The sequence below is a fragment of the Hymenobacter sp. UYCo722 genome, from assembly GCF_040547115.1.
Lineage (GTDB): Bacteria > Bacteroidota > Bacteroidia > Cytophagales > Hymenobacteraceae > Hymenobacter.
The window spans coordinates 13430-34615 of sequence record NZ_JBEPPC010000010.1; the positions used below are offsets into that span (position 1 = coordinate 13430).

At 62.8% G+C, this 21186-nt stretch carries 20 protein-coding genes and 1 pseudogene; 4 read left to right on the forward strand and 17 right to left on the reverse strand.

The window, feature by feature from the left end; genetic code table 11:
* The first annotated feature begins 319 nt into the window (after window positions 1-319).
* From ABIB44_RS18685 to ABIB44_RS18700, 4 genes and pseudogenes are all read left to right on the forward strand, one after another.
* Window positions 320-745 (forward strand): hypothetical protein, encoded by a 426-nt coding sequence (locus ABIB44_RS18685; RefSeq protein ID WP_354586197.1) that lies wholly within the window; start codon window positions 320-322, stop codon window positions 743-745.
* A gap of 246 nt (window positions 746-991) precedes the next feature.
* Window positions 992-1255 (forward strand): transposase, encoded by a 264-nt coding sequence (locus ABIB44_RS18690; RefSeq protein WP_354586198.1) that lies wholly within the window; start codon window positions 992-994, stop codon window positions 1253-1255.
* Between the two features lie 35 nt (window positions 1256-1290).
* Window positions 1291-2169, forward strand: a complete 879-nt coding sequence (locus ABIB44_RS18695) for an IS3 family transposase (RefSeq protein WP_354586199.1) — start codon at window positions 1291-1293, stop codon at window positions 2167-2169.
* A gap of 29 nt (window positions 2170-2198) precedes the next feature.
* Window positions 2199-2771 (forward strand): annotated as a pseudogene (locus ABIB44_RS18700) (oxidoreductase).
* A 318-nt stretch (window positions 2772-3089) separates the two neighbouring features.
* Here the strand turns inward: ABIB44_RS18700 and ABIB44_RS18705 are convergent.
* From ABIB44_RS18705 to ABIB44_RS18785, 17 genes are all read right to left on the reverse strand, one after another.
* Complete coding sequence (locus tag ABIB44_RS18705; protein ID WP_354586200.1) at window positions 3090-3845, reverse strand: SDR family oxidoreductase; 756 nt, start codon at window positions 3843-3845, stop codon at window positions 3090-3092.
* Between the two features lie 156 nt (window positions 3846-4001).
* Window positions 4002-4952 (reverse strand): SDR family NAD(P)-dependent oxidoreductase, encoded by a 951-nt coding sequence (locus tag ABIB44_RS18710; RefSeq protein WP_354586201.1) that lies wholly within the window; start codon window positions 4950-4952, stop codon window positions 4002-4004.
* Window positions 4953-5247: 295 nt separating this feature from the next.
* Window positions 5248-6153 carry a helix-turn-helix domain-containing protein gene (locus ABIB44_RS18715; RefSeq protein WP_354586202.1) on the reverse strand — a complete coding sequence of 302 codons (906 nt, stop codon included), beginning with the start codon at window positions 6151-6153 and terminating at the stop codon, window positions 5248-5250.
* A gap of 9 nt (window positions 6154-6162) precedes the next feature.
* Complete coding sequence (locus tag ABIB44_RS18720; RefSeq protein ID WP_354586203.1) at window positions 6163-6453, reverse strand: Atu4866 domain-containing protein; 291 nt, start codon at window positions 6451-6453, stop codon at window positions 6163-6165.
* Window positions 6454-7135: 682 nt separating this feature from the next.
* Complete coding sequence (locus ABIB44_RS18725) at window positions 7136-7882, reverse strand: SDR family oxidoreductase (protein WP_354586204.1); 747 nt, start codon at window positions 7880-7882, stop codon at window positions 7136-7138.
* A gap of 37 nt (window positions 7883-7919) precedes the next feature.
* A complete protein-coding gene (locus ABIB44_RS18730; RefSeq protein ID WP_354586205.1) occupies window positions 7920-9479 on the reverse strand; it encodes a GMC family oxidoreductase in 1560 nt (519 codons plus the stop codon).
* Window positions 9480-9537: 58 nt separating this feature from the next.
* On the reverse strand, window positions 9538-9825 hold the full coding sequence (locus tag ABIB44_RS18735) for an acyl carrier protein (RefSeq protein ID WP_354586206.1): 288 nt from the start codon (window positions 9823-9825) through the stop codon (window positions 9538-9540).
* 206 nt (window positions 9826-10031) lie between these two features.
* On the reverse strand, window positions 10032-11666 hold the full coding sequence (locus tag ABIB44_RS18740) for a DHA2 family efflux MFS transporter permease subunit (protein WP_354586207.1): 1635 nt from the start codon (window positions 11664-11666) through the stop codon (window positions 10032-10034).
* A 12-nt stretch (window positions 11667-11678) separates the two neighbouring features.
* Window positions 11679-12767 carry an HlyD family secretion protein gene (locus ABIB44_RS18745; RefSeq protein WP_354586208.1) on the reverse strand — a complete coding sequence of 363 codons (1089 nt, stop codon included), beginning with the start codon at window positions 12765-12767 and terminating at the stop codon, window positions 11679-11681.
* 42 nt (window positions 12768-12809) lie between these two features.
* Window positions 12810-14150, reverse strand: coding sequence for a TolC family protein (locus tag ABIB44_RS18750; protein ID WP_354586209.1), 1341 nt, complete (start codon window positions 14148-14150; stop codon window positions 12810-12812).
* 490 nt (window positions 14151-14640) lie between these two features.
* A complete protein-coding gene (locus ABIB44_RS18755) occupies window positions 14641-15525 on the reverse strand; it encodes an aldo/keto reductase (protein WP_354586210.1) in 885 nt (294 codons plus the stop codon).
* Window positions 15526-15691: 166 nt separating this feature from the next.
* Window positions 15692-16300 carry a TetR/AcrR family transcriptional regulator gene (locus ABIB44_RS18760; RefSeq protein ID WP_354586211.1) on the reverse strand — a complete coding sequence of 203 codons (609 nt, stop codon included), beginning with the start codon at window positions 16298-16300 and terminating at the stop codon, window positions 15692-15694.
* A gap of 188 nt (window positions 16301-16488) precedes the next feature.
* Window positions 16489-17442, reverse strand: coding sequence for a quinone oxidoreductase family protein (locus tag ABIB44_RS18765; protein ID WP_354586212.1), 954 nt, complete (start codon window positions 17440-17442; stop codon window positions 16489-16491).
* Between the two features lie 104 nt (window positions 17443-17546).
* Window positions 17547-18617 carry an LLM class flavin-dependent oxidoreductase gene (locus tag ABIB44_RS18770; protein WP_354586213.1) on the reverse strand — a complete coding sequence of 357 codons (1071 nt, stop codon included), beginning with the start codon at window positions 18615-18617 and terminating at the stop codon, window positions 17547-17549.
* A gap of 200 nt (window positions 18618-18817) precedes the next feature.
* Window positions 18818-19171 carry a nuclear transport factor 2 family protein gene (locus ABIB44_RS18775; protein ID WP_354586214.1) on the reverse strand — a complete coding sequence of 118 codons (354 nt, stop codon included), beginning with the start codon at window positions 19169-19171 and terminating at the stop codon, window positions 18818-18820.
* A gap of 190 nt (window positions 19172-19361) precedes the next feature.
* Window positions 19362-19946 (reverse strand): Crp/Fnr family transcriptional regulator, encoded by a 585-nt coding sequence (locus ABIB44_RS18780; protein ID WP_354586215.1) that lies wholly within the window; start codon window positions 19944-19946, stop codon window positions 19362-19364.
* Between the two features lie 292 nt (window positions 19947-20238).
* A complete protein-coding gene (locus ABIB44_RS18785; RefSeq protein WP_354586216.1) occupies window positions 20239-20682 on the reverse strand; it encodes an efflux RND transporter periplasmic adaptor subunit in 444 nt (147 codons plus the stop codon).
* Window positions 20683-21186: the final 504 nt, after the last annotated feature.

Genomic DNA, 21186 nt, shown 5'->3' on the forward strand with positions numbered 1-21186 from the left:
CAAATATAATCAGAATATTTAAGGGGCGATAAGAGAAGGTTATCGGACCTTATTGTAACGATTGATAAGTAAACGTTATCAGTCGTTATAGTAAAAAATGTCCCTGTCTTGTTTTTCTCAGCTTAGGTATCATAAGTAAGAGGTATGAAACCTAAGTTTTCAATTCAGTGACCACGCGGGATGGATGCGTTCGACGCATCTATATAGTATAGGTGTGGTGAGACATGCCTCTTAACTTGTCTTGATTAACAGCTCAAAATATGGAACCGAATCGAAGCGCACAAAACAGTGTTACATTAAGCTACTTGATTAGCTGACAATGAAAATAGTTTACGAAACCCCCAACCTGACCATTCAGCATGATACGGTCAACGCTTGTCTGTTCCTGACGTGGCGGGGCCAGAACCCGACCAAGCTCATCAAAGCCACCAGCGAAATCATCTTACAGCAGATACAATTGACGCGAAGCACCAACTTGCTCAATGATGCTAGCCTAGACCTGGATGGCTGGGGCGAATTTGTTTCCTGGTTCGGGCATGAGCTTTTCCCGAAATTAACAGCAACCGGTATTCAGGCCATCGCCTGGGTGCTGCCCCACAACCTGCGGGCCTTGGCAGATACTAAAAATGTGCTGAACCTTATCGAACACTCACCCGACTACCGGCCCGATTGTCCTGAGACAAATACGTTTGGCGACGTAGATTCTGCGTACCGGTGGCTGCAACAGTTGGCCGCTAGCCGCTAGTGGTAATCTAACCGCTAGCTCAAGTGTAATCAAAGTCGCAGAGCAACCAGGACGTGGGCAAGACATCGCGGATGCCAATACCTGTGTTCGGCTTAAAACACCAGGCATTCGGGGCGATTGGGCCATTCCTCGGTGAAGGACGGCGAGCTGCCCGTAACTCCTTCGGCTTTGCGCATCGAAGGCCAACAGCACTACTGAGGTGGTCTAGTCGAGGCGCACAGAAGCAGGACGTATATTTCCTGAGTCATGACCGCAAAAAAGAGCCAGACCACGCCGGATAAGCGGCGCAAATACGACGATGCATTCAAAGCCGAGGCGTTGCGCTTGGCAACCGAAAGCCGGAGCACGCAGGCGGCGGCGCAGCAACTGGGCATCAGCCCCAAGTTGCTCTACCGGTGGCAGCAAGCGCAGCTCGTGGCTGAAGTAGGCAGTGTCGAGGTGGCGCGTGACCCGGAAGTGCGCGCCCTGCGGGCCCGTCTGAAGCGGGCCGAACAGGAGCTCGATATTTAAAAAAAAGCCTTGGTCATCTTCGGCCAGCCGACCCGGTGAGCGCCTACCAGCACATCGCCCAGCGCCAGGCCCAAGTGCCGGTGCGCCAGCTTTGCTACGCGTTACACGTGGCCCCCAGCGCCTACTACGCGTGGCAGTGGCGTCAACTGCCCGCCCCGGAACCCGCTTGGCAAGTAGCTGTCCGGACAGAATTTAAGTGGCATTCCGCCCGCTATGGCACCCGTCGGTTGCGGGCCGAACTGCAGGCCCAAGGCCACGTGGTGGGCCGCTGGCGCATTCGACGGACGCTGGCCGCCGCCGGGCTGCGTGCCCAGCAGCCCCGCTCGTTTGTGCCCCGCACCACCGACTCCGACCCCAACGTGCGGGCGGCTCCCAACCGCTTGCTGGGCCAACCGGCCCCCACCGCCCCGAATCAGGTGTGGGTGGGCGACATCACCTACTTGCCTAAACAGGGCGGCGGGTGGCTGTACCTGGCCACCTGGCTGGACCGCTACTCGCGCAAGGTGGTCGGCTGGGACGTGCGCGAATCCATGCCCGAAGACCTGGTCAGCGAGGCGCTCCGCCGCGCCCTGTCCGTGCGTCAGCCAGCAGCTGGGCTGGTGGTCCATTCCGACCAGGGCAGCCAGTACGCCGCGACCAACTTCAAGGCCTTAGTGGCGCGCCACGAGGCGGTGCAAAGCATGAGCCGCCGAGGAAATTGCTACGATAATGCCCACGCCGAATCCTTTTGGAGTCGGCTCAAAACCGAACTACTCGACGGCGGCAGCTTCCGCAATCTCACGGAAGCGCGGCTGGAAATCAGCCATTATCTAGCCTATTACAACGCCGAGCGCCGGCATTCGGCCCTCGGTTATCTCGCCCCCAATCACTTCGAAACCCAATTGCAAACCACGTCCCAATTGTGCCCGGCTTAGCTGGACCACCTCACTACACGCCCACCGGCATGCAGGACTACGAAGTGCCTCGTCCCCTCACGACCGAGGAGGTCGTAGGCGTGGTGGCCGACTACCGCCGGGCCGCCGAGCGTGCCCGGGAAGCAGTCTCCGACGGCGTGGATATGCACGCGGCCTTCGGCTACCTGCCCAATCAGTTTCTGGTGAACGGGGCCAACCACCGCACCGACCAATAGGGCGGCTCGATTGAAAACCGCAGCCGCTTCCCGCTGGAGGTAACGCGGGCCCTGGTGGACCTGTGGGGTCCTGACCTAGTAGGCACCAAGCTCTCGCCCTCTATTGCCTACAACAACATGGTGGACAGTAACCCGCAGGTGCTGTACAGCTACCTCATTGGCGAGCTCAACAAGCTGTCGCTGGCCTACCTGCACCTAACGCATCCCCTATTTCCGCTCACCGATTACCCGACCTCCCCCACCGACGTGATAGCATTGCGCCGGCCGCCATCGACGAATACGTGCGGACTTACTCCGCGTCGGGGACTATCAGCGCCGGGTTTGAGTGGTACCGGCCCTTCGCCATTAACGCTGAGCAGAACCACGCCAAAGCGGCCACCAGGCTGACCATGCCCGTGCTGGCGCTGGGCGGCGACCACGGCATTGGGACCTTTATCCTGCCGCTGGTGCAGGCCGTAGCGGAACACATAGGGAAGCAGCCTGCCCAATTGCGGCCACTGGTTGGCGGAGGAAGCCCCCGCCTACTTACTGGAGAAGCTGTTCGCCTTTTTGCCCTGACGTTACGCCGGCGGGAGAAGTGTCAACTTTTTTCAGGACAAGACACCGGTCAAGCATAAGCCGGTTCTGGGCAGAAGTCGTTTTGGCAGGTGCCGCAAATGGGACCTGGGCGAAGGGCAAGCCGTTCGGCCCCATTTGCGGCACCTGCTAAAACGATTTCTGGCCGGCGGGCCGCAACACCACCTCGTTCACGTCCACGTCGGAGGGCTGCTCTACGGCGTAGGCGACGGCGCGGGCAATGGCCTCGGCGGGCAGCAAGTGAATGCGAAACTGCTCCACGGCCGCCTGCTTAAGGACGGGGTCCGAAATGGTGTTGGGCAATTCCGATTCGGTCGCGCCCGGCGCTATTAAGGTCACCCGGATGCGGGGACTCACTTCCTGGCGCAGGCCCTCCGTCAGGGCCCGCACGGCGTGCTTGGTGGCGCTGTACACGCTGGACGTAGGCCCCACCCAGCGGTCGGCCACCGACGTGATGTGCACAAAGTGCCCAGCGTCTTGGGCCTGGAACACAGGCAGAGCGGCGGCAATGCCGTAGAGCACGCCCTTCAGGTTCACGTCCACCATCTGGTCCCACTCGGCTACTTTGAGGTTTCCCAGCAGGGAAAGCGGCATCAGGCCGGCATTGCTGACGAGTACATCCACGCGCCCGAACTGGGCCTGCGCAAAGGCGATAAAGCCGACCACTTGCTCTTGGCGGGTCACGTCGAGCGTGGTGCAGCGGGCTTCGCCCCCGGCGGCGGTTATCTCGGCCACGAGGGCTTCGAGTTTGTCTGTGCGGCGAGCCCCGACCACGATTTTGGCCCCTTTCGCGGCCAAGTACCGGGCGGTGGCTTCGCCGATGCCGCTGCTGGCCCCGGTGATGGCAATGACTTTACCGACGATGTTTTCTGGTTGAGTGGCCATGAAAAGGAAGAAAAATGGGGATGTTAAATGAAATAAAACGGGCAGTAAGGGGCCCGGCAAAGCCGTTTAAAATGGCCCGCTGCGTGGCAAAAAGGAAGAAATTATGGCCCACCACCGGGCGGGAGCAAGCGGGCGGCCGGTGCAGCGACGGGCGGGCTAAAGGGTCGGGGCCGGCTCGCTCGCTGTCAGCAGGTGGTCGTACCCAATGATGCGGAACATGCGGGCGGTCTGGGCTTCGGCCACCGCGTTGACGGCTTCCGCGCCGTAATCCGAATAGTCCACCGTGGTGCGGCGGGGACGCTGCCCGGCCGGCAGGGCCAGCACGCGGGCAATCTCGTCGGCCACGCCCTGCACCGGCACCTCTTGGTCAGGCCGGAACAAGCGCTGCAGGGACGCATCCCCATTATCAAAATCGGCTTGCAGGCGCGCATAAGCTGCCACAGTGGCCGCGTCCTTAGCAAATTCGGCCGCCTTGAAGTGGTCAGTGCCGCTGGTGAACACGCCGGGCATGAGGATGGTGGTTTCGATACCGAAGCGGCCCACCTCGTAGGCCGTGGCTTCGGCCAGGGCGTCGAGGGCGGTTTTGCCCACCACATAGGGTGCCATAAAGGGGTAACAGATGCGCGAGATGCCGCTGCCCACGTACAGCAGCAGGCCCGCGCCCTGGTCCCGCAGTACCGGCAGCGCGGCCCGGTTGAGGCGGTGGGCCCCGAGTACGTTGGTATTGAGCGAGCTGGCGAGCTGCTCGGGCGTAAAGGCTTCGCTGAAGCCGATGAACAGGTGAGCGGCGTTGTGCACCACCACGTCGAGCCGGCCGTGGTCGGCCACGACTTGGGCCACGGCCGCCCGGCAGGAGTGCTCGTGCAGAATGTCCAGGTCCACGACGGTTACGTCGGTCCCGTGCTCGGCGGCGTAAGCGTGCAGGTGGGCGGCACGGGCTTGGCTGCGGCCCTGCGGGTCGCGGATGCCGGCGTACACGGCATAACCGGCGCGCAGCAGGGTTTGGGCGGTGTGCAGGCCCATACCCGAGCCCGCGCCCGAAATTAGGACGGTGGTAGCGCGCGGATAGGCCACGCGCGGGGCGGTAAACTCCGTTGCTGGGTTCATAAAACAAGAAAAAATAAGGTGAAGCCGAGGCGTTCGTGCCCGCCCAAAACAGCTCGGGCCGGCCCAGCGTCGGGCCGCGAAAACCAGGCAGCGGGCGGCCGCGCCGCTGGCCTGGTCAGGTGGTCGTTTTCGGAAGTTTCTTCCTTCTGAGCAGTTGATTAGCGGATGGGATGGGCTCCGGTGCCTCGGCGCTACAAAGGTAGCCGGGCCCCTGAAGGCCAGGCTTACGCCAGTCAATCCACTTCTTGCGCGATTCAAACCAAGCGGCGAAAAGGCCCTGGCCGGGTGGCTTAGGCTAGCCTTGGGCGGCCCGCACGTTGCGCGGGGTGGTGCCGATGTGCTTGCGGAAGAAGTTGTTGAAATGGGCCGGCTCTTCGAAGCCCAGGCAGTAGCTGATGAGGCTGATGGGCCAGTCGGTGTAGCGCAGCAGGCTTTGCGCTTCCAGGGCGAAGCGCTCGGCCAGCAGCACAGTGGTGGTTTTACCGGTCACCTCCTTCAGGGCCCGGTTGAGGTGGTTGACGTGCACGGCCAGCTGGTCAGCGTAGGCGGCCGCCGCGCGCAGGCGCACGCGCTGGCGGGGCGACTCGATGGGAAACTGCCGCTCCAGCAGTTCGGTGAACAGCGAGGCCAGGCGGGTGGCCGCATTGCTCTCGCGGTAGAGGGTGGTGATGGGTTGCAGGCGCTGGGCGCTGTGAATCAGCTCCAGCACGTAGGCCCGCAGCAAGTCGTACTTGTAGCTGTAATCCGAGGCCAGCTCGGTGAACATCTTCTCGAACAGGACGGTGGTGGCCGTCACTTGCGTCTCGTCCAAAAAGAAAACCGGCTGGCCGCCGGGCCGAAATACCGGGAAATCGGCGAGCCGGCTGCCCAGGTAGCGTTGCAAAAACGCCTCGGTGAAGATGCAGAAAAAGCCGCCCTGCTCGTCGCTGCGCGGCTCCCACTGGTAGGGAACTAGTGGCGTGGCAAATAGCAGCGCGTTGCGCTCGACGGCGATGCTCTTATCGGCATAGTGGTAGGTATTCTGCCCCTGGATAAGGCTGATTTTGTAGAAATCCTTGCGCGAGTAGGGCACCGGCCGGGCCGCATGGCCGACGAAATCGGCCAGCCGAAACACGTTGAAATGCCCAATGTCCTGTTGCAGGTTGTCGGGCAGCCAGTTCAGCTTGCTTTGGTAAAAGTCGGCGAGGGAGAGGGTCGTCATGGCGTGGCCTTAGGTGAACGGCTGGCGGTAGAGCACCATGCCCGCGTGGTAGAGCACATCGGCGCGAAACTCGCCATCGGCCGTGAAGCCGGTGTCGTCGCGGTAGTCGATGTGGTTACCTTTCACCCAGTAGCGGCCCTGATAAGCTGACTGCCGGGAGCCTCTGGCTTCGTCGTAGCGGCCATTGGGCAGCAGCTCGTGGCGGATATACCCGTCCTGGGTCACCCACAGGCCCACGTAAGGGTGCTCTGCGCCGGGCTGATTATCGGGGGCCGACGGACCGGCTGGAGAAGCATTCATGGGAGCAGCGGTTGAGGACGGCAAAGGTCGGGGGCGCAAATGGGAACATACTTGCGTTAGGCAAGCCACTACTTGCGCAAATCAAATAAAATGCGCTAGGCCGTTCATCGTACACTCCTGCCATGTGGCTCTTGGCACTTGCCCTAGTAAAAGAAAGAGCCCCGGTAGGTCTGCTTAATCCTATGTTTTGGCTGCGGCCTAACTTGTAGGAGCCAGCAGCGACAGGAAGAAATAAGATGGATTAACGTAAAGGGCCATTCGAGCCCATCTAAAATGATAATCTCCATCCTATTTCAGGGTGACACTGGACAGTTCCCAATTGCCTCGGAGCCTGTATTAGGATTGAGAATTGCTACCTGGAAAGCGCGGCGGTTGCTTGTTTTTTCTTCACCTACCTCATGCCCCCATGAATCAACTAGCAACTATTGTCGGCATTGACGTTAGCAAAGCCACCCTAACTGCTCGTGCGCTGCTATTTGTTTGGGAAAAATGACTGAGTCTATAACTCGTACTGCTATCCTGTGCAACTGGTTAAAAAAGAAGCAGCCCCGACCATGTGACCGGGTCGAGGCTACACAGGATGAACCCGAAGGCACTCCTTTAGGAAGACTAAAAATACAGAAATCTTACCCAACAGGCCACCCTTTTATCACCTTATCTGGGGCGTGGCCCAGGTAGCGCGTTAAATGCGGCCGCCCCCGTTGGCCACGAGTTGCTGGCCGTTTACCCAGCCGCCGTCGGGGCCGGCGAGGAAGGAGACAAAGCTGGCAATGTCCTCTGGCTCGCCCCAGCGGCCCAGCGCAATGGCCCCGTTGATGCGGTCCACTTCGGTAGGGGGTATCTCCCGCATAATCGCCGGCGTGCGGGTCGGGCCGGGCAATACGCTGTTGACCGAAATCTGCCGCGAGCCCAGCTCCAGCGCCAGAATCTCGGTGAGCACCCGGCCCGCCGCTTTGCTGGAGGCGTACCCGCCGAGGCCCGCGGCGGGGTAAAGGGTGGAGGAAGAAGATATCTGGATGATGCGGCCGCCGTCGCGCACGTGCCGCGCCGCCTGTTGCAGCACAAAAAACAGCCCCTTGTGATTCACGGCGTTGAGGCGGTCAAAGTCCGCCTCGGTGATGTCGGTGATGGGGGGGCCAACGAGGGCGACGCCGGCATTGGCCACCACGACATCGAGCCCGCCGAATGCGGCGATAACCGCCTCAAACAGGGCGCTGATATCGGCTACCGCGCTTACGTCGGCCAGAAAGGCGTCGGCGGTGCCGCCGGCCTGCCGGATTTGCTGCACCACTTCGTCGGCGGGGGCCGCGTCGCCGAAGTAATTAACGGCCACGGCGATGCCGTCTTTGGCCAGGCGAATGGCTATGCCACGCCCGATACCGGTGGCGGCGCCCGTGATGAGGGCTACTTTCTGGGGAGAGGGAGACATGATTATGAGGTTATGGGTGGATGGATGGGAATTGAAACTACGCCTGGGAATGGACCAACTCAGCCGCGGGTTGCTCCTGGGAATGCCGCATCTTGTCGGCGAGGCGCTCGGCCACGGCAATGGTGGTTAAGTTCGTGGCTACCGAGACGGTATCCGGGAAAATGGACGCGTCGATGACGCGCAGGGCGGAAAGGCCATGCACCCGTCCTTCCAAATCGACCACGGCCCGCGGCGAATCCGACGGACCCATGGGCGCGCTGCTGGTGGGGTGGTGATAGACGTCTATCATGGCTTTGATAGCCACCTCGAACTGCTCGTCGGTCTGGACGGCGGCCCCCGGCATCAACTCGACCTCGACAAAATCAGCGAACGGAGCTGTTTCGCCGATTTTACGGGCCAGTCGGGCTATCTCCACCAAGCGCCGGAGGTCGTCGGGGTGGGCGGCCAGGTTGAGGTCGATGCAGGGCGCAGCGGCGGGGTCCCGAGACTCAATCCAGACCTTGCCCTCGGACAGGGGCCGCGTGAGGGCGGTGCCCAGCGCGAAGCCCATGCCGGTCGGGCTCTGGTCGTGGGGAAACAGGTGGCTGGCCGTGATGTGCAGGTCCAGCGCCCCGGCCTCGGCCAGGGTGCTGGCCGTCCAGAGCAGGGCGGCCACGGTTGGCGAGAGGGCCGTCACCATTTCTTTCTTCACGGCGTAGGCGACGGGATAAAAGGGGTGGTCTTTCACGTGTTGCCCCACGGGCAGGTCCGCGACCAGCGGAATGCCTAGCTGCGCCAGCGCCTCCCGCGGCCCAATGCCCGACCGGAGCAGGATGGCGGCGGTGCCGTAGGTGCCGGCCGAGAGCACGATTCCGCGGGCAAAAACCGCTTCACCCGAAGCCAGGGCGATGCCCACCGCGCGGTTTCCCGTAAACAACACCCGGTCGACCAGCGAATCGGGACGAATGGTGAGGTTGGGGCGGGCGCGCACGGCGTTGGTCAAATAGGCCATGCCCGTATTCACCCGCACGCCATTGACGACGTTCATGCGGTAAGGACCCACGCCGTTGGCATCGGGGCCATCAAAATCCGCCACAACGGTGTAGCCCACCTGCACCGTGGCGTCCACGAAGGCCTGCTGCAGCGCCGTCAAGTCGCTGCGTAGCAGCTGGCGCACCGGCAGTGGCCCGTCGAAACCATGCAGTTCCGGGTCGCCCGAGTCACTGGTTTCGAGCTGCTTGAAGTAGGGCAGCATATCCTCGTAGGACCACCCCGGCAGGTTCCAGTTCTTGAAATCCTCGGGGCGGGCGCGGAGGGCCACGGCCGCGTTGATGGCCGAGCTGCCGCCCAGCACTTTGCCGCGGGGAGTGGGAATGGCCCGGCGCTGCGCCCCAGGCTGCGTGTGGTAGCCCCAGTCGTGCGCGGGGTCGCCGCCCACGCGGTCGCTGCTCGCCACCGCGGCCGGGTAATCCCAGGCCGCGTAAGCCCGGCCTGCTTCGAGCAGGAGCACCGTTTGGTCTTTTCTTTCGCTGAGGCGGGCGGCTAGCACGGCCCCGGCCGACCCCCCACCCACGACGATGACGTCGAAAGGGGCTGGTGATTGCTGGTTGCTGTTCATGGCATGGTGTGTAATGACTGACGACTGAAAGTTCAGCCGGCGAGTAGTTAGTGACCCGCTAGCGTAGTAAGTAAGTGGCCGTGAGCGCATGCAGGCCCGCGACAGGCAAATAGCGCTCAACGCACGCCAGCACGTCAGCCAGCGTGTTCCACTGCCCGATTTCGGTATCCAGAATCTCAATTCCCAGGTCGTATTCGAGGCGAATGCCCAGCTGAACCCGTTCGAGCAAATTCAGGCCTAAGTCGGCCCGCAGGTGGGTGGCGCGCGTCAGCACGGGCCGGCGCAGGTGCCACACTTGCTTCCGGACCAGCGCAAACACCCGTTCTTGGAGGTCAATAGTCGTCATGGTGATTAGTGGATTTAAGGAAGCCGCTGGCCCAGCGAAACCGTTGATTTACCGGCCTGGGCTGGTAGCGTCTTAGGTTACGCTACTAGCTCTGGGCCCCGGCAGCGACCATTTCAAAGTGGCGGGCCGATGCCGGCCGCCGGGGCCCGCCCGCAGCCTCGCCGGCCGCCCCGACCTCACAGAAAAAGAAAGGTCGGGCGGGCAGGTTAGTGGGCCCCGCCCACCGCCACGGCGTCGCCCTTTTTGAAGCGGGCGAAGAGCACCAGCGGGATGGTGACCATGCAAACGAGGCCGATGAGCATGAATCCTTCGCGGTAGCCCAGGATGGCCGCCTGCGTAGACACGGTGCCTTCCAGCACGCCCATGGCCATGCGCTGCGCTTCGTTCAGTGAGTGGCCCATGCCCTGGAAGGCTTGCAGCATGGCCTGGTAGCGGTCAGCGGTGGCGGGGTTGGAGAGGTTGATGTTGGGCAACAGCTCTACGCGGTGGTCGGCGATGCGGCGCGCCACGAAAGTGTTGACGACGGCGATGCCGATGGAGCCGCCCAGCAGCTGTAGCATGTTGGTCAGCCCCGACGCCTGCGCCACGTCCTTGCCCTGCAGCCCAGTTAGGCTCAGGCTCGCCACGGGCACGAAAATTAAGCCGAAGCCCACGCCGCGGATGATTTGGGGCCAGAGAAAATCCCACTCGCCCGCCTCGGGCGTGGCCAGGTAGAAGGCCAGGATTTCGTAGGCGATGACGAAGCCGAAGCCGAAGATGACCAGGATTTTGGGATTGGCCCCCTTCTTCAGCAGCGCGCCCGACACCCCCATCAGCATGCCCGTGACGAAGGCTCCGGGCAAAATCAGCAGGCCGGTGCGGGTGGCGTTCCAGCCCAGAAAGCCCTGCACGAACACCGGGTAGAGGAACACCGAGGCGAAAATGGCTACCCCAAAGGCAAAGCGCAGGGCCGAGCCGATGGCCACGTTCTTGTTTTTGAGGATGCGCAGGTCCACAACCGGGTTCTCCGTCTTCAGCTCGCGGAGGATGAACAGCGCCAGCCCCACGAGGGCGGCCACGGCCAGCACGACGATAAACGGGCTGGCGAACCAGTCCTTGCGCTCGCCTTCTTCGAGCACGATTTGTAGCCCCCCGATGCCGACGGCCATGAACAGAATGCCCAGGTAGTCGATGCGGCCCGCGAGCGGCTTTTTGGTGCCCTTGATGTACTTCCAGGCCAGAAACGTGGCCAGGATGCCGATGGGTACGTTGATGTAGAAAATCCAGCCCCAGTGGAAGTTGTCGGTCAGATAGCCGCCCAGCAGCGGGCCGAGCGTTGGCCCCATCACAATGCCGGCCCCGAAGATGCCGTTGGCCTTGTCCAGCTCCTCGGGCGGGAAGGTTTCGACCAGCACGGTTTGGGCCGTGGCCAGCAGGGCCCCGCCCCCGATGCCCTGCACGAAGCGCCAGAAAATCAGCGTCTCAATCGAGCCCGAAAAGCCGCACAGGAACGAAGCCCCCGTAAATAAGGCGACCGAGGCCGAGAAATAGACCTTGCGCCCGATGAGGTCGGACAAAAAGCCGGTGAGCGGGATGACGATGATGTTGGATACGGCGTAGGCCGTAATCACCCAGGCCGTTTCGTCGATGGTGGCCCCCAGGTTGCCGGCAATCTGGCGGGTGGCCACGTTCACGATGCTGGTATCAATCAGCTCCATAATGGCGCAGGTAATCACGGTAATCGTGATGAGCCACTTGCGGAAGCCGACTTCGTGGGTTGGTTGCCCGGGGGCGTCGGCCGCCGCCTGGTCCTGTTCGGACGCGGGCGCGGCGTGGTCGGGGGAAAGGGCTAAGTCAGCCATAGCAAAAGGGGCTTAAATTTTGTCTTTTACCGTGACGGTGACGCTCATGCCGGCCCGCAGCGGATTTTGCTGGTCGGGGGCCTCGGTGAAGACGAGCTTGACCGGCACCCGCTGGGTGACTTTCACGAAGTTGCCGGTGGCGTTGTCGGGGGGCAGCATCGAGAAGCGGGCCCCGGTGGCTGGCGAGAGCGACTGCACCTTGGCCTGGAACACCTTGTCGGGATAGGAATCCACCTTCACCTCGGCGGTCTGCCCCACCCGCATCTTTTCAAGCTGGGTTTCCTTGAAGTTAGCCACCACCCACAGGCTGCCCGCGTTGGCCACCCGCATCAGGGTCTGGCCGGGGTTCACGACCTGGCCCAGCTGGATGCTTTTGTCGGACACCACGCCCGTGGCCGGGGCCGTGAGCACGGTGTAGGAGGCGTTCAGGCGGGCCGTGGCCAGGTTGGTGCGGGCCTGCTCCACGGCCAGCTCGGCCAGGCGCACGGCCGTGCCCGCCGCCGCGGCTTCGGTGCGGGTGCTGCCCACGGTTTTGCTCGCCGCGGCGGCCTGCCGCTCCAGCACCCGGACCTGGGCTTGGGCCTGGTTCAGGGCCGCTTCGCCGGCGTCTTTTTCGGCCTTCACGTCGTCGTAAGCCTGCTGGGTGGTGCTTTGCTCGGCCAGCAGCGCCGCCTGCCGGTTCAGGTTCTGATTGGCCTGACGCAGCCGCACCTGGGCCGTGCGCACCCCGGCGCGGGCTGCCGCCACGCTCGCCGCCGCCGCGCCGGAGTTGTCGGCCACCGTGGCGGTGCCCTGGTTGGCGGCCTGGGTGTTCTGGCGGGCCAGCACCACGTTGGCTTCCGCCTGGGCCACGGCCTGCTCGGCCTGCTGCACCCGCAGCCGGAAGTCGCGGTCGTCGAGCACGGCCACCGTGTCGCCGACCCGCACAGCCTGGTTGTCGGCCACGCGCACGGCTATCACGGTGCCGCCTACTCTGGGAATCACCGGGCTGATATCGGCCTGCACTTGGGCGTTATCGGTTTCGGCCCCGCCGCCGCAGCTGGCTAGCAGGAAAGCGAGCCCAAGGGTGCCGCCCGCGTACAAGGTTTGCAAGAAGTTCATAAACGAATTATTAAGGAGTTGAAGGAATGGGCTCAGCGGAAACTATTGGGCCTGGCGGCCCGTGCTTTTCAGCAGCTTGCTGTAGGCCAGCGCGGCATTGGCCTGGGCCGTGCGCAGGTCGAGCTGCGCCTGTAAAAGCTGGGTGTTGGCGGCCAGGAAGTCGGTGGGCGTGGTCACGTTGGCCTTAAGGCGGTTCTGCTCGACCCGGAAGTTTTCGGTGGCGGGCCCGAGGGCCTGTTCGGCCACCCGGATTTTATCGGTGGCTTGCACGTAGGCCTGGTAGTTGGCGTTCACGTCGCGCTGCACCCCCTCCTGCGCCTGCTCGATGTTGGCGTTCAGCTGCTCCAGTCGGTAGCGGCTTTCCGCTACCTGGGCCCGGTTGGTGTAAAGTCCGCCGATGTCGAAGTTCAGGCTGGCAAACACGCTCGACGTGCCTTTGAACGCTGCTTCGCTGGGAAATACCCGCTGGTTGGGCCGGTTGTAGTCCACGTTGCCGCCGAAGGCTAGGGTGGGCATCACGCCGGCCCGCACGATTTTCTGGTCCAGCACCGCCGCCTCGCGCCGCAGGCCCAGGGCCTTCAGCTCGGACCGGCCGGCCCCGGCTTCGGTCAACAACTCGCCCAGCGGTGGCAGCGGCGGCCGGGCCGGCAATTCGGCATCGATGATGAACTCCGTAGTGGGCGGCAGGCCCGTGGCCAGCGCCAGGTCGAAGCTGTTGATGGCCCGGCTGCTGCGCAGGTCCACGAGGCTGCTTTCGAGCTGCGACACGGCCAGGTCGAGCTTTAGGCCGTCCACTTTCAGCACCAGGCCCTGCCGCTCCAGGTTCGTCAGGTCCCGACGACGGGCGCGCAGCAACTGAATGTTCTGCTCGATGAGGCCCTCCGACGCGTTGAGGGTGTAGAGCGTGTACCAGATGGTAGTCACGTTGTCAGCGGCCGCCAGCCGGTACTGGTCGGTTTCGGCCCGGGCGGCGGCTTCGGCGCGGCCGGCGGCGGCAATGCCGTTGCGCACCTTGCCCCCGGCCCACAGCACCTGCCGCACCTGGAAGTTGTTGTAGCTCTGGTTGAGAATCTGCGGGTTCAGCGTTATTTCTCTTTCGGGAAGGCGCACCCGGAACGGCGTGATGTTATCTGAAAGGCGCGTGAAAGTCGAGTTTATGGCCACAGTGGGCAGAATACCGTTCTTGGCTTGCGCCACTTTGGCGCGGGCCACGCCTTGAGCGGCCATACTAGCCTTCAGGTCTTTGCTGGTGGCCAAGGCAAGTTGCACGGCCTCGGCCAGCGGCAGGGCGCGTCGCTCGCTGCCCTGGGCCAACACCGACTTGAGGGGGAGCGACAGCACAACGGCCGTAGCCAGGACAGCTGCTTTGAGGGAGTATTTCATATAGTTAGTTGGCGGTTAAAGAATTCTTAGTCCGGCAAGGGGGTAGGCAGAAGCAGTGCGGAACGGTCCTCTGGCACCCTTCCCAAAGGCCCAAAGCCATCAGCTCGTTTAGGGGTCGCCGTTAAGGCAAGGCTGGCTGAGTCCTGACTTTGTCAGGTGATTGGCGGGCGATGTGCGGGCCGCAACTGAGCAGCGAAGGCACCTTATGGAAAGCAGATTTCGGCTGCACTAAAAGGCTAGTAGAAGTAGAGTTGACTAGTGTTTGACTCCGTATTTAACAAAATTGTTAAGCTGAATTCAGCGTTTAAAGCAGCGTCCCGGTGCGTATAGAGTCCCTACCTGATTGGCTCCTCCTTTCCTTTTCGGAAAGGGGCCGGGGCATGAGGCCCCCGCGGGAGCACCCCGGCACAGTGACCCGAAATCTTCGCTAGGTCTCGCCTTTTAACTCGCCATGGAGGCGAATAAGCCACCGTCCGCTCCTGCCCGGCGGCTAGCCCAGGTACGCCATGTCCTCGGCGCTGAGTTGAATGGCGGTGGCTTTGAGATTTTCGCGCAGGTGCGCCAGCGACGACGTGCCCGGGATGGGTAGCAGCAGGGGCGAGCGGTGCAGCAGCCAGGCAATGTTGAGCTGGGCCTCGGTGGCATCGTATTTCTGGGCGATTTCCGCCAGCTTGTTGCCCCCCTTGGGCAGGCCGTGCACCAGCGAGAAGAAGGGAATGAGCGGAATGCCGTGCTGCTCGCACAGGGCCAGCACCTCTTCACCGCCGCGGGTTTCGCCGTGCGCGTCGCGCAATGTGGTGCGCTGCCCGTAGCCGTACATGTTCTCGACGCTGGCAATTTCGCCCAACTGCAGGCCCGTTTGCAACTCCTCGGGGCTCACGTTGCTCAGGCCCACGTGCTGGATTTTACCCTCCCGCTGCATCTCGAACATGGCCCCCAGCTGCTCAGCCAGCGGCACCGAGCCGGGGCCCATCAGGCGCAGGTGAACGAGTTGCACCCGCTCCTGCCGGAGCGTACGCAGGTTGTTTTCAATGCTGGTGCGAAGGTTTGCGGGGGTGTTAAACGGCACCCAGCTTTTGTCAGACCGGCGGGTAGCCCCCACTTTGGTGCAAATCACCAACTCGGGGGAGTAGGGATAAAGGGCCTCTACAATCAGGCGGTTGGTGATGTCCTCGCCGTAGTAATCGGCCGTATCGATGAAATTAACGCCACTGGCCACGGCGGTTCTCAGAATGTCGAGCGCCTGCGGCCGGTCGGCCGGCTCGCCCCACACGCCGGGACCGGTGAGGCGCATGGTGCCGTAGCCGAGGCGGTTGACAGTTAAAGGCTGGGCGGAACCGTGGGCGATGGTGAGGGGGGTGGCTGGAATGCTCATGGGGCTGCTTGAAAAATTTAGCACAAATTTTAAGTTGCTGTGCAGGCCGATTATGGACTGTGCACGGACCGGTACGCTGCTGTAACTGTGCTATGAAATATTAAACGAAAGGGTAACAATTTTGTTTAACAAAAATGATAAATAAAAATCAAACGTCTACAGTCCGCTATTCCTGCCGGAAAATCAACCGTAAAATCTGCTGCTTGAGCGCCTGCAAACTCTGCTCATAAGCCGCTTCGTCGTGGTTGAATATCATCTTCACGATGGGCTTGGCCAGCATGGGGTAGGCCGTCATCGACATCAGGTTGATGATGAAGTGCTCGGTCGTGACGGCCGCCAGCGTGCCCTTGCGAACTTCTGCCTGCACCTCTTCGCTGAAAGGCCCCAACAGGGCCTGCCGCAAGTGGTCGGGAAATCGGGGAGCCAGCGCGTCGCCGCGGTTCAATTCCGCAATCACGAAGGTTTCCAGGTAGGGATAAGCGGCCATCCGGTTTATTTCGGTATCGATAAACTCTTCAATCTTGGCGCGGAAATCCATCTTGGCGGTGAACAGCAGGTGCAGTTTATCATACAGGCTGCTCATGGCATCTTGTAACACCTGCTGAAACAGCAAATCGCGACTGCGGAAGTAGTAATTGATGAGGGCGCGATTCACGCCGGCCTGGTCCGCAATTTCCTGAGTAGTGGCATGCAGGTGACCCTGCGCGAAGAACACCTGCTTGGCGGTCTGCTTAATGCGTTCTTCGGTCTGGAGGTTTCTTTCTTTGGTGGCCATCAAGGGACAAAGTTAACAAAATTGTTAACATTTGGAAGGGCGTTAAGTTCACCTCGACGGGTACGTATAGCAACTGGTTCTTTCACGGCAGTGGGGCGAGAGTATGCCGGTGGCTAGCCAGCTCCCATTTGTCCCCCACTGCCAAGGGTAGGCAGCGGGGGACAAATGGGGTCGGCTTTACGCCCCGGCTACTCCAGCACCAACACGACTTTGCCCTGGGTATGGCGGCCTTCCATATCCCGGTGGGCCGTTTGCACCTCGGCAAAGGGGTACGTGCTGAGGGGAAGCTGGAGCCGACCCGCCTGCCGATGCTGCACCAGTTCGGCCAGGAAGGCCGGCACTTGCGCCAGGTCGGCGTACAAGGTGTAGCCGCGCACGGTCCGGCTGGTTTCAATCAGGCTTTGGGCCGTCAGCGTCGTGGGCTCGCCGCTGGCCATACCGTACACCACGGCCGTGCCGCCGGGGGCCAACGCCCCCAGGGCCTGGGTGCCCACCGCGCCGCCCACCGCGTCGAAGCTGGCCGCCACGCCCTGGCCGCCCACGGCGTCGCGCACCTGCTGCACCCAGTCCGGGGCGGTGTAGTCCACGGCCGCGTCGGCCCCCAGGGTGCGGGCCTGGGCCAGCTTGTCGGGGCCGCCTACGCCGGCCACTACCAATTTGCCCTGGGCCTTGGCCAGCTGTACCAGCGCCGAGCCCACCCCGCCCGTGGCTGCCAGCACCAGTACTGTCTCGTAGTGGCCCGTACGCAGCAGGCCCACGGCCGTCAATCCCTGCACCAGTAGCGCCGTGGCTTCGGGAAAGCCTACCTCATCAGGCACCGGCATGAGCATGGCCACGGACACGGCCGCGTATTCGGCGTAGCCGCCGCCCTGCGGCAACATGCCCATGACCCGCTGCCCGGCCTGCCAGGACCCGGCGTCGGGGCCGACGCTGGCAATGGTGCCGGCCACCTCGGCCCCGAGTACGGCGGGCCAGGTCATGGGCCGCACGTACTGGTCGCGGCGCTGCAACGTATCGGAGTAGTTTACGCCAGCGGCGGCTACTTTAATGAGTACCTGGCCCGGACCCGGTGTTGGTGCGGGCAGGTCAACGAACTGGAGCACCGAAGGCGCGCCAGCGTGAGAAACTTGAATGGCTTTCATGATAAGGAGAAGGAGAAAAGTGAACGACATGGCCGACCGTCGCGGACGGTAAGTCCGCGTTTATCAGCACCCGCCGGTGGCGGTCAACCAGTGAAAAACTCGAGTTATTGCGCCGCCACGACGGGCCGCTTCACCGAGGCCGGGGCCCCCACCGCCCGCAGCTGCGGGGCCACGCGCGTGCCAATCAGTTCGATGGCGTGCAGCAGCTGGTCCGAGGTGAGGCCCCCCGTGTCCATTTGGAACGTCACCCGGTCGATGCCGCCCAAGGCGTCGGCGTGCCGCAGAATTTTGGCCGCCACCGTTTCCGGGCTGCCCACTAAAAAAGAGCCAGTGGGGCCCAGCTGCGCGTTAAACTGTGGGCGCGTAACCGGGCCAAAGCCCCGTTCCCGCCCAATCATGGTGAATGCGGCGGCGTAACCGGGGTAGTATTCTTCGGCGGCCTGCTCGAACGTTTCCGCCACGTAGCCCAGCGAGTGCAGCCCCACCCGCAAGGTTTCCGGGGCGTGACCGGCCCGGCGGCCAGCTTCGCGGTACATATCCACCAACGGGCGGAAGCGGTGGGTTTCGCCACCGATGATGGCTATCATCAGCGGCAGACCCAGCGTGCCGGCCCGCACGAAGGAGGCCGGCGTGCCGCCCACCCCCAACCACACGGGCAGCCGCGCCTGCACCGGCCGCGGGTAGATGCCCTGCCCCGTGAGCGCCGGCCGGAACTGGCCCGCCCAGCGCACGTGCTCGTGGTCCCGGATGGTGAGCAGCAGGTCCAGCTTTTCAGCAAACAGGGCGTCGTAGTCGGCGCGGGCGTAGCCAAAGAGCGGAAACGCTTCGCCGAACGAGCCCCGGCCCACCACCATTTCGGCCCGGCCGTTGGAAATCAGGTCCAGGGTGGCAAATTCCTGGAACACGCGCACCGGGTCGGCGGCCGAGAGCACCGTCACGGCGCTGGTCAGGCGGATGGTGCGGGTGCGGGCCGCGGCGGCGGCCAGCAGCACGGCCGGGGCCGAGTCCAGAAACTCGGGCCGGTGGTGCTCGCCGATGCCGAACACGTCGAGGCCCACTTCGTCGGCCCGCACCACCCGGTCGAGCAGCTGCTGCACAGCCTCGGCCGGGCTCAGCGCCGGGCCGGGGGTGTAATCGGCCGAGGCGGCCGCGAAAGAATCAATGCCAATTTGCATCGCGAGGGAGAATGAGGTGGGAGGGGAGAAAATACGCTGCCGCACAGTTAGACGGCAACCGACGGGAAAGCTTCTGACGGACGGCAACGGATTTTAAGTCGAGGTCGAAGTCGTCGTATTATGACAAATGATGGGTTGGGCGGCCGCGGGGCCCTAACGGCAGCCTGGCGTCCACACTGGGCCAGGCTGCCGCCGCCGGCCTAGCGGCTGTAATAGAACTTCTCGTTCACAATCTGGCCGTCGCGCCAGCGCTGCACGGCCACTTGGTCGTAGTTGCGCGTGCCATACTGGGCGTGGTCGTAGTCGAAGTGCCACTGCACCACGGCAATGTCGTCGTTGATGAGCACGTGCTTGACCTGCGCGCCCCGGAAGGCGGTCATGCTGCCCACGAAGGCTTCTTCGTTGGCCCGGCAGGCCGCTTTGCCCACGGCAGGCTCGTTCTCGTTCTCCTGCATCACCACGTCATCGGCGTAAAACTTGTCGAAGGCGCCGAGGATGTTGCCGTTCAGGATGTGGCCGTTTAGTTCGTTTACTGATTCTGCTACCGTTTGCATAAGAAATGGGGTTTGGGGGTTAAGCATTGACTGACAGCCAACGATACAAAGGTCCCCCCGGGCTCCCCTCCATTTCCTTGATGTAGGATAAGACTTTCGGCCCGGACCGCTCCGCCGCAAAAAAAACGGCCGTTGACCTTCCCCGAGGAAGTCCAACGGCCGGCGGATGCCCTTGCCGGGAACCTGTGCGCTAGGTCTGCTTCTCGTACAACCCCTTTTTCAGCCGGCTCAACGACTCCGGCGTGATGCCCAGAAACGAGGCAATCTGGTGCTGGGCCACGCGCAGCTCGACGGTGGGGTACTGGCGTATCAATTCGTGGTACCGGTCACTGGCGGGCCAGCTTTTGGCGCACATCAAGCGCTTTTGCGACCGGGCGAAGCTTTCCTGGCTTAGCAGCCGGAAGAACCGCTCAAAGGCTGGCACGCGCTGGTAAAGCGTTTCGAGGTTCTGGCTGCTGAGCAGCAGCACCTCGCTGTCTTCCAAGGCTTCAATCGTGAACGGGCTGGGCTCCCGGCCGGGGCCGCGGGTGGGGTCGTCGAGCCAGCCGTTTTCGGGCACCAGGTCCAGCACGTGTTCGGTGCCGCGCTCGTCGGTGCTGAACGAGCGCAGAAATCCCTGGCTGACGAAGGCCACGAAGTCGCAGGCTTCCCCTGCATCGAGCAGGTGCTGCCGGCGGCGCAGCGGCCGGGGAGTAAGCAGGGCCGTGAACCCGGCCGCGTCGTCTGCGGTCAGGGAGATTTGCTGCTGCACGTGTTGCAAGATGCGGTCAAACATGGGACTACGTTAAGAAGTAGGAACAAGAGGCGGGACGAATCGGTCGCTTGGCCGCACGAGTTGGCCAGCAATTCTAGTCCTGAATGCTGCGCCGAGCACGGCCCCGCGCGGGGGGGGAACCGTTCAAATCAAAAGCCCAACGCCAACCGACTATCCCTAAACCAGCAGCAGCAGCGCCGTGTTTACAACGTCGGGCAATAGCTGTAGATTGGTGCTGCCTTTCGATTTGTTGCTCATCCTGGTATTCCGCAACTTGGGTTAATTAATTGCTCACCTGCTGCGGTGTACCCACTTACTTCTTCGTGCCTGAGAATACCAGTGTTTGTGCCGACAACGGCATTATCACCACCCTAACAGCCGTACCGGGCGGCCAACCCAGGCGACCCAGCACCAGCACCACCGTACCGGTCGCAACGTCTGGGAATAGGGCTGTCAGGGGAGTAGTATGCCCAATGAGGCCCATCGGACCCCTTTGCACGTGCAACGAGTCGCCAGGGCGCAGGCGGACGGCGTCGGTCGCCGCCACGCGCACCCGCACCGGGCCACGCGGCGTGAGCCGGGCATAGGGCGTCCCGGCGGACAGGTATTGCCCGACCCTAGCCTGTGCCTGAGTCACGTCGCCCGCCGCCGGGGCCAGGGCAAAAACCGTCCGGGGGGAAGCGCCCGTGCCGACGGCCAGTTTCAGCAGCGGCGCGCCGGCTGGCACGGTCTGCCCTTCGTTATAATACGTTTTCACGACTCGGCCCCCAACGGGTGTGCTGACCATAAGGTACGGCGCGGCCAGCACTAGGCCGGTTAATGGCGCTCCGGTTGACCGCGCCTGGTTTTGCTCGACCGGCATTGGGGTGCTGTCGGGCTTGTTGCAGAGCTTTTCCCGACCTACCAGAAGCAGTCCGGGCAAGACTAGGACGACCGCAATTAACGTGAGTTTCATGACGTATATGGTTTAAATAGCGCGATGAGTGGGGATAATCTGGGCAACCCAGCCCAAGCCAGAATGTCTCAGTAGCTGAGCCACCCGATTCTTTAAAAGACGTTCAGCGAGCCACAAGCCTTTGGAACTGCTCGCCGTCTTGCTCCAGGTGCGCGCCGGCGGACGGTTTTAGCCCGTCGAACGGCAGCCGCACGTCGGCCAGAATCCGGGTGGCCACCCGGCTGAAATCCGTATCGCTACGTACCGTGCGCGGGCGCAGGCCGCTGGGGCGCAACGTGTTGCACCGGTGCCAGGCCGACAATACGT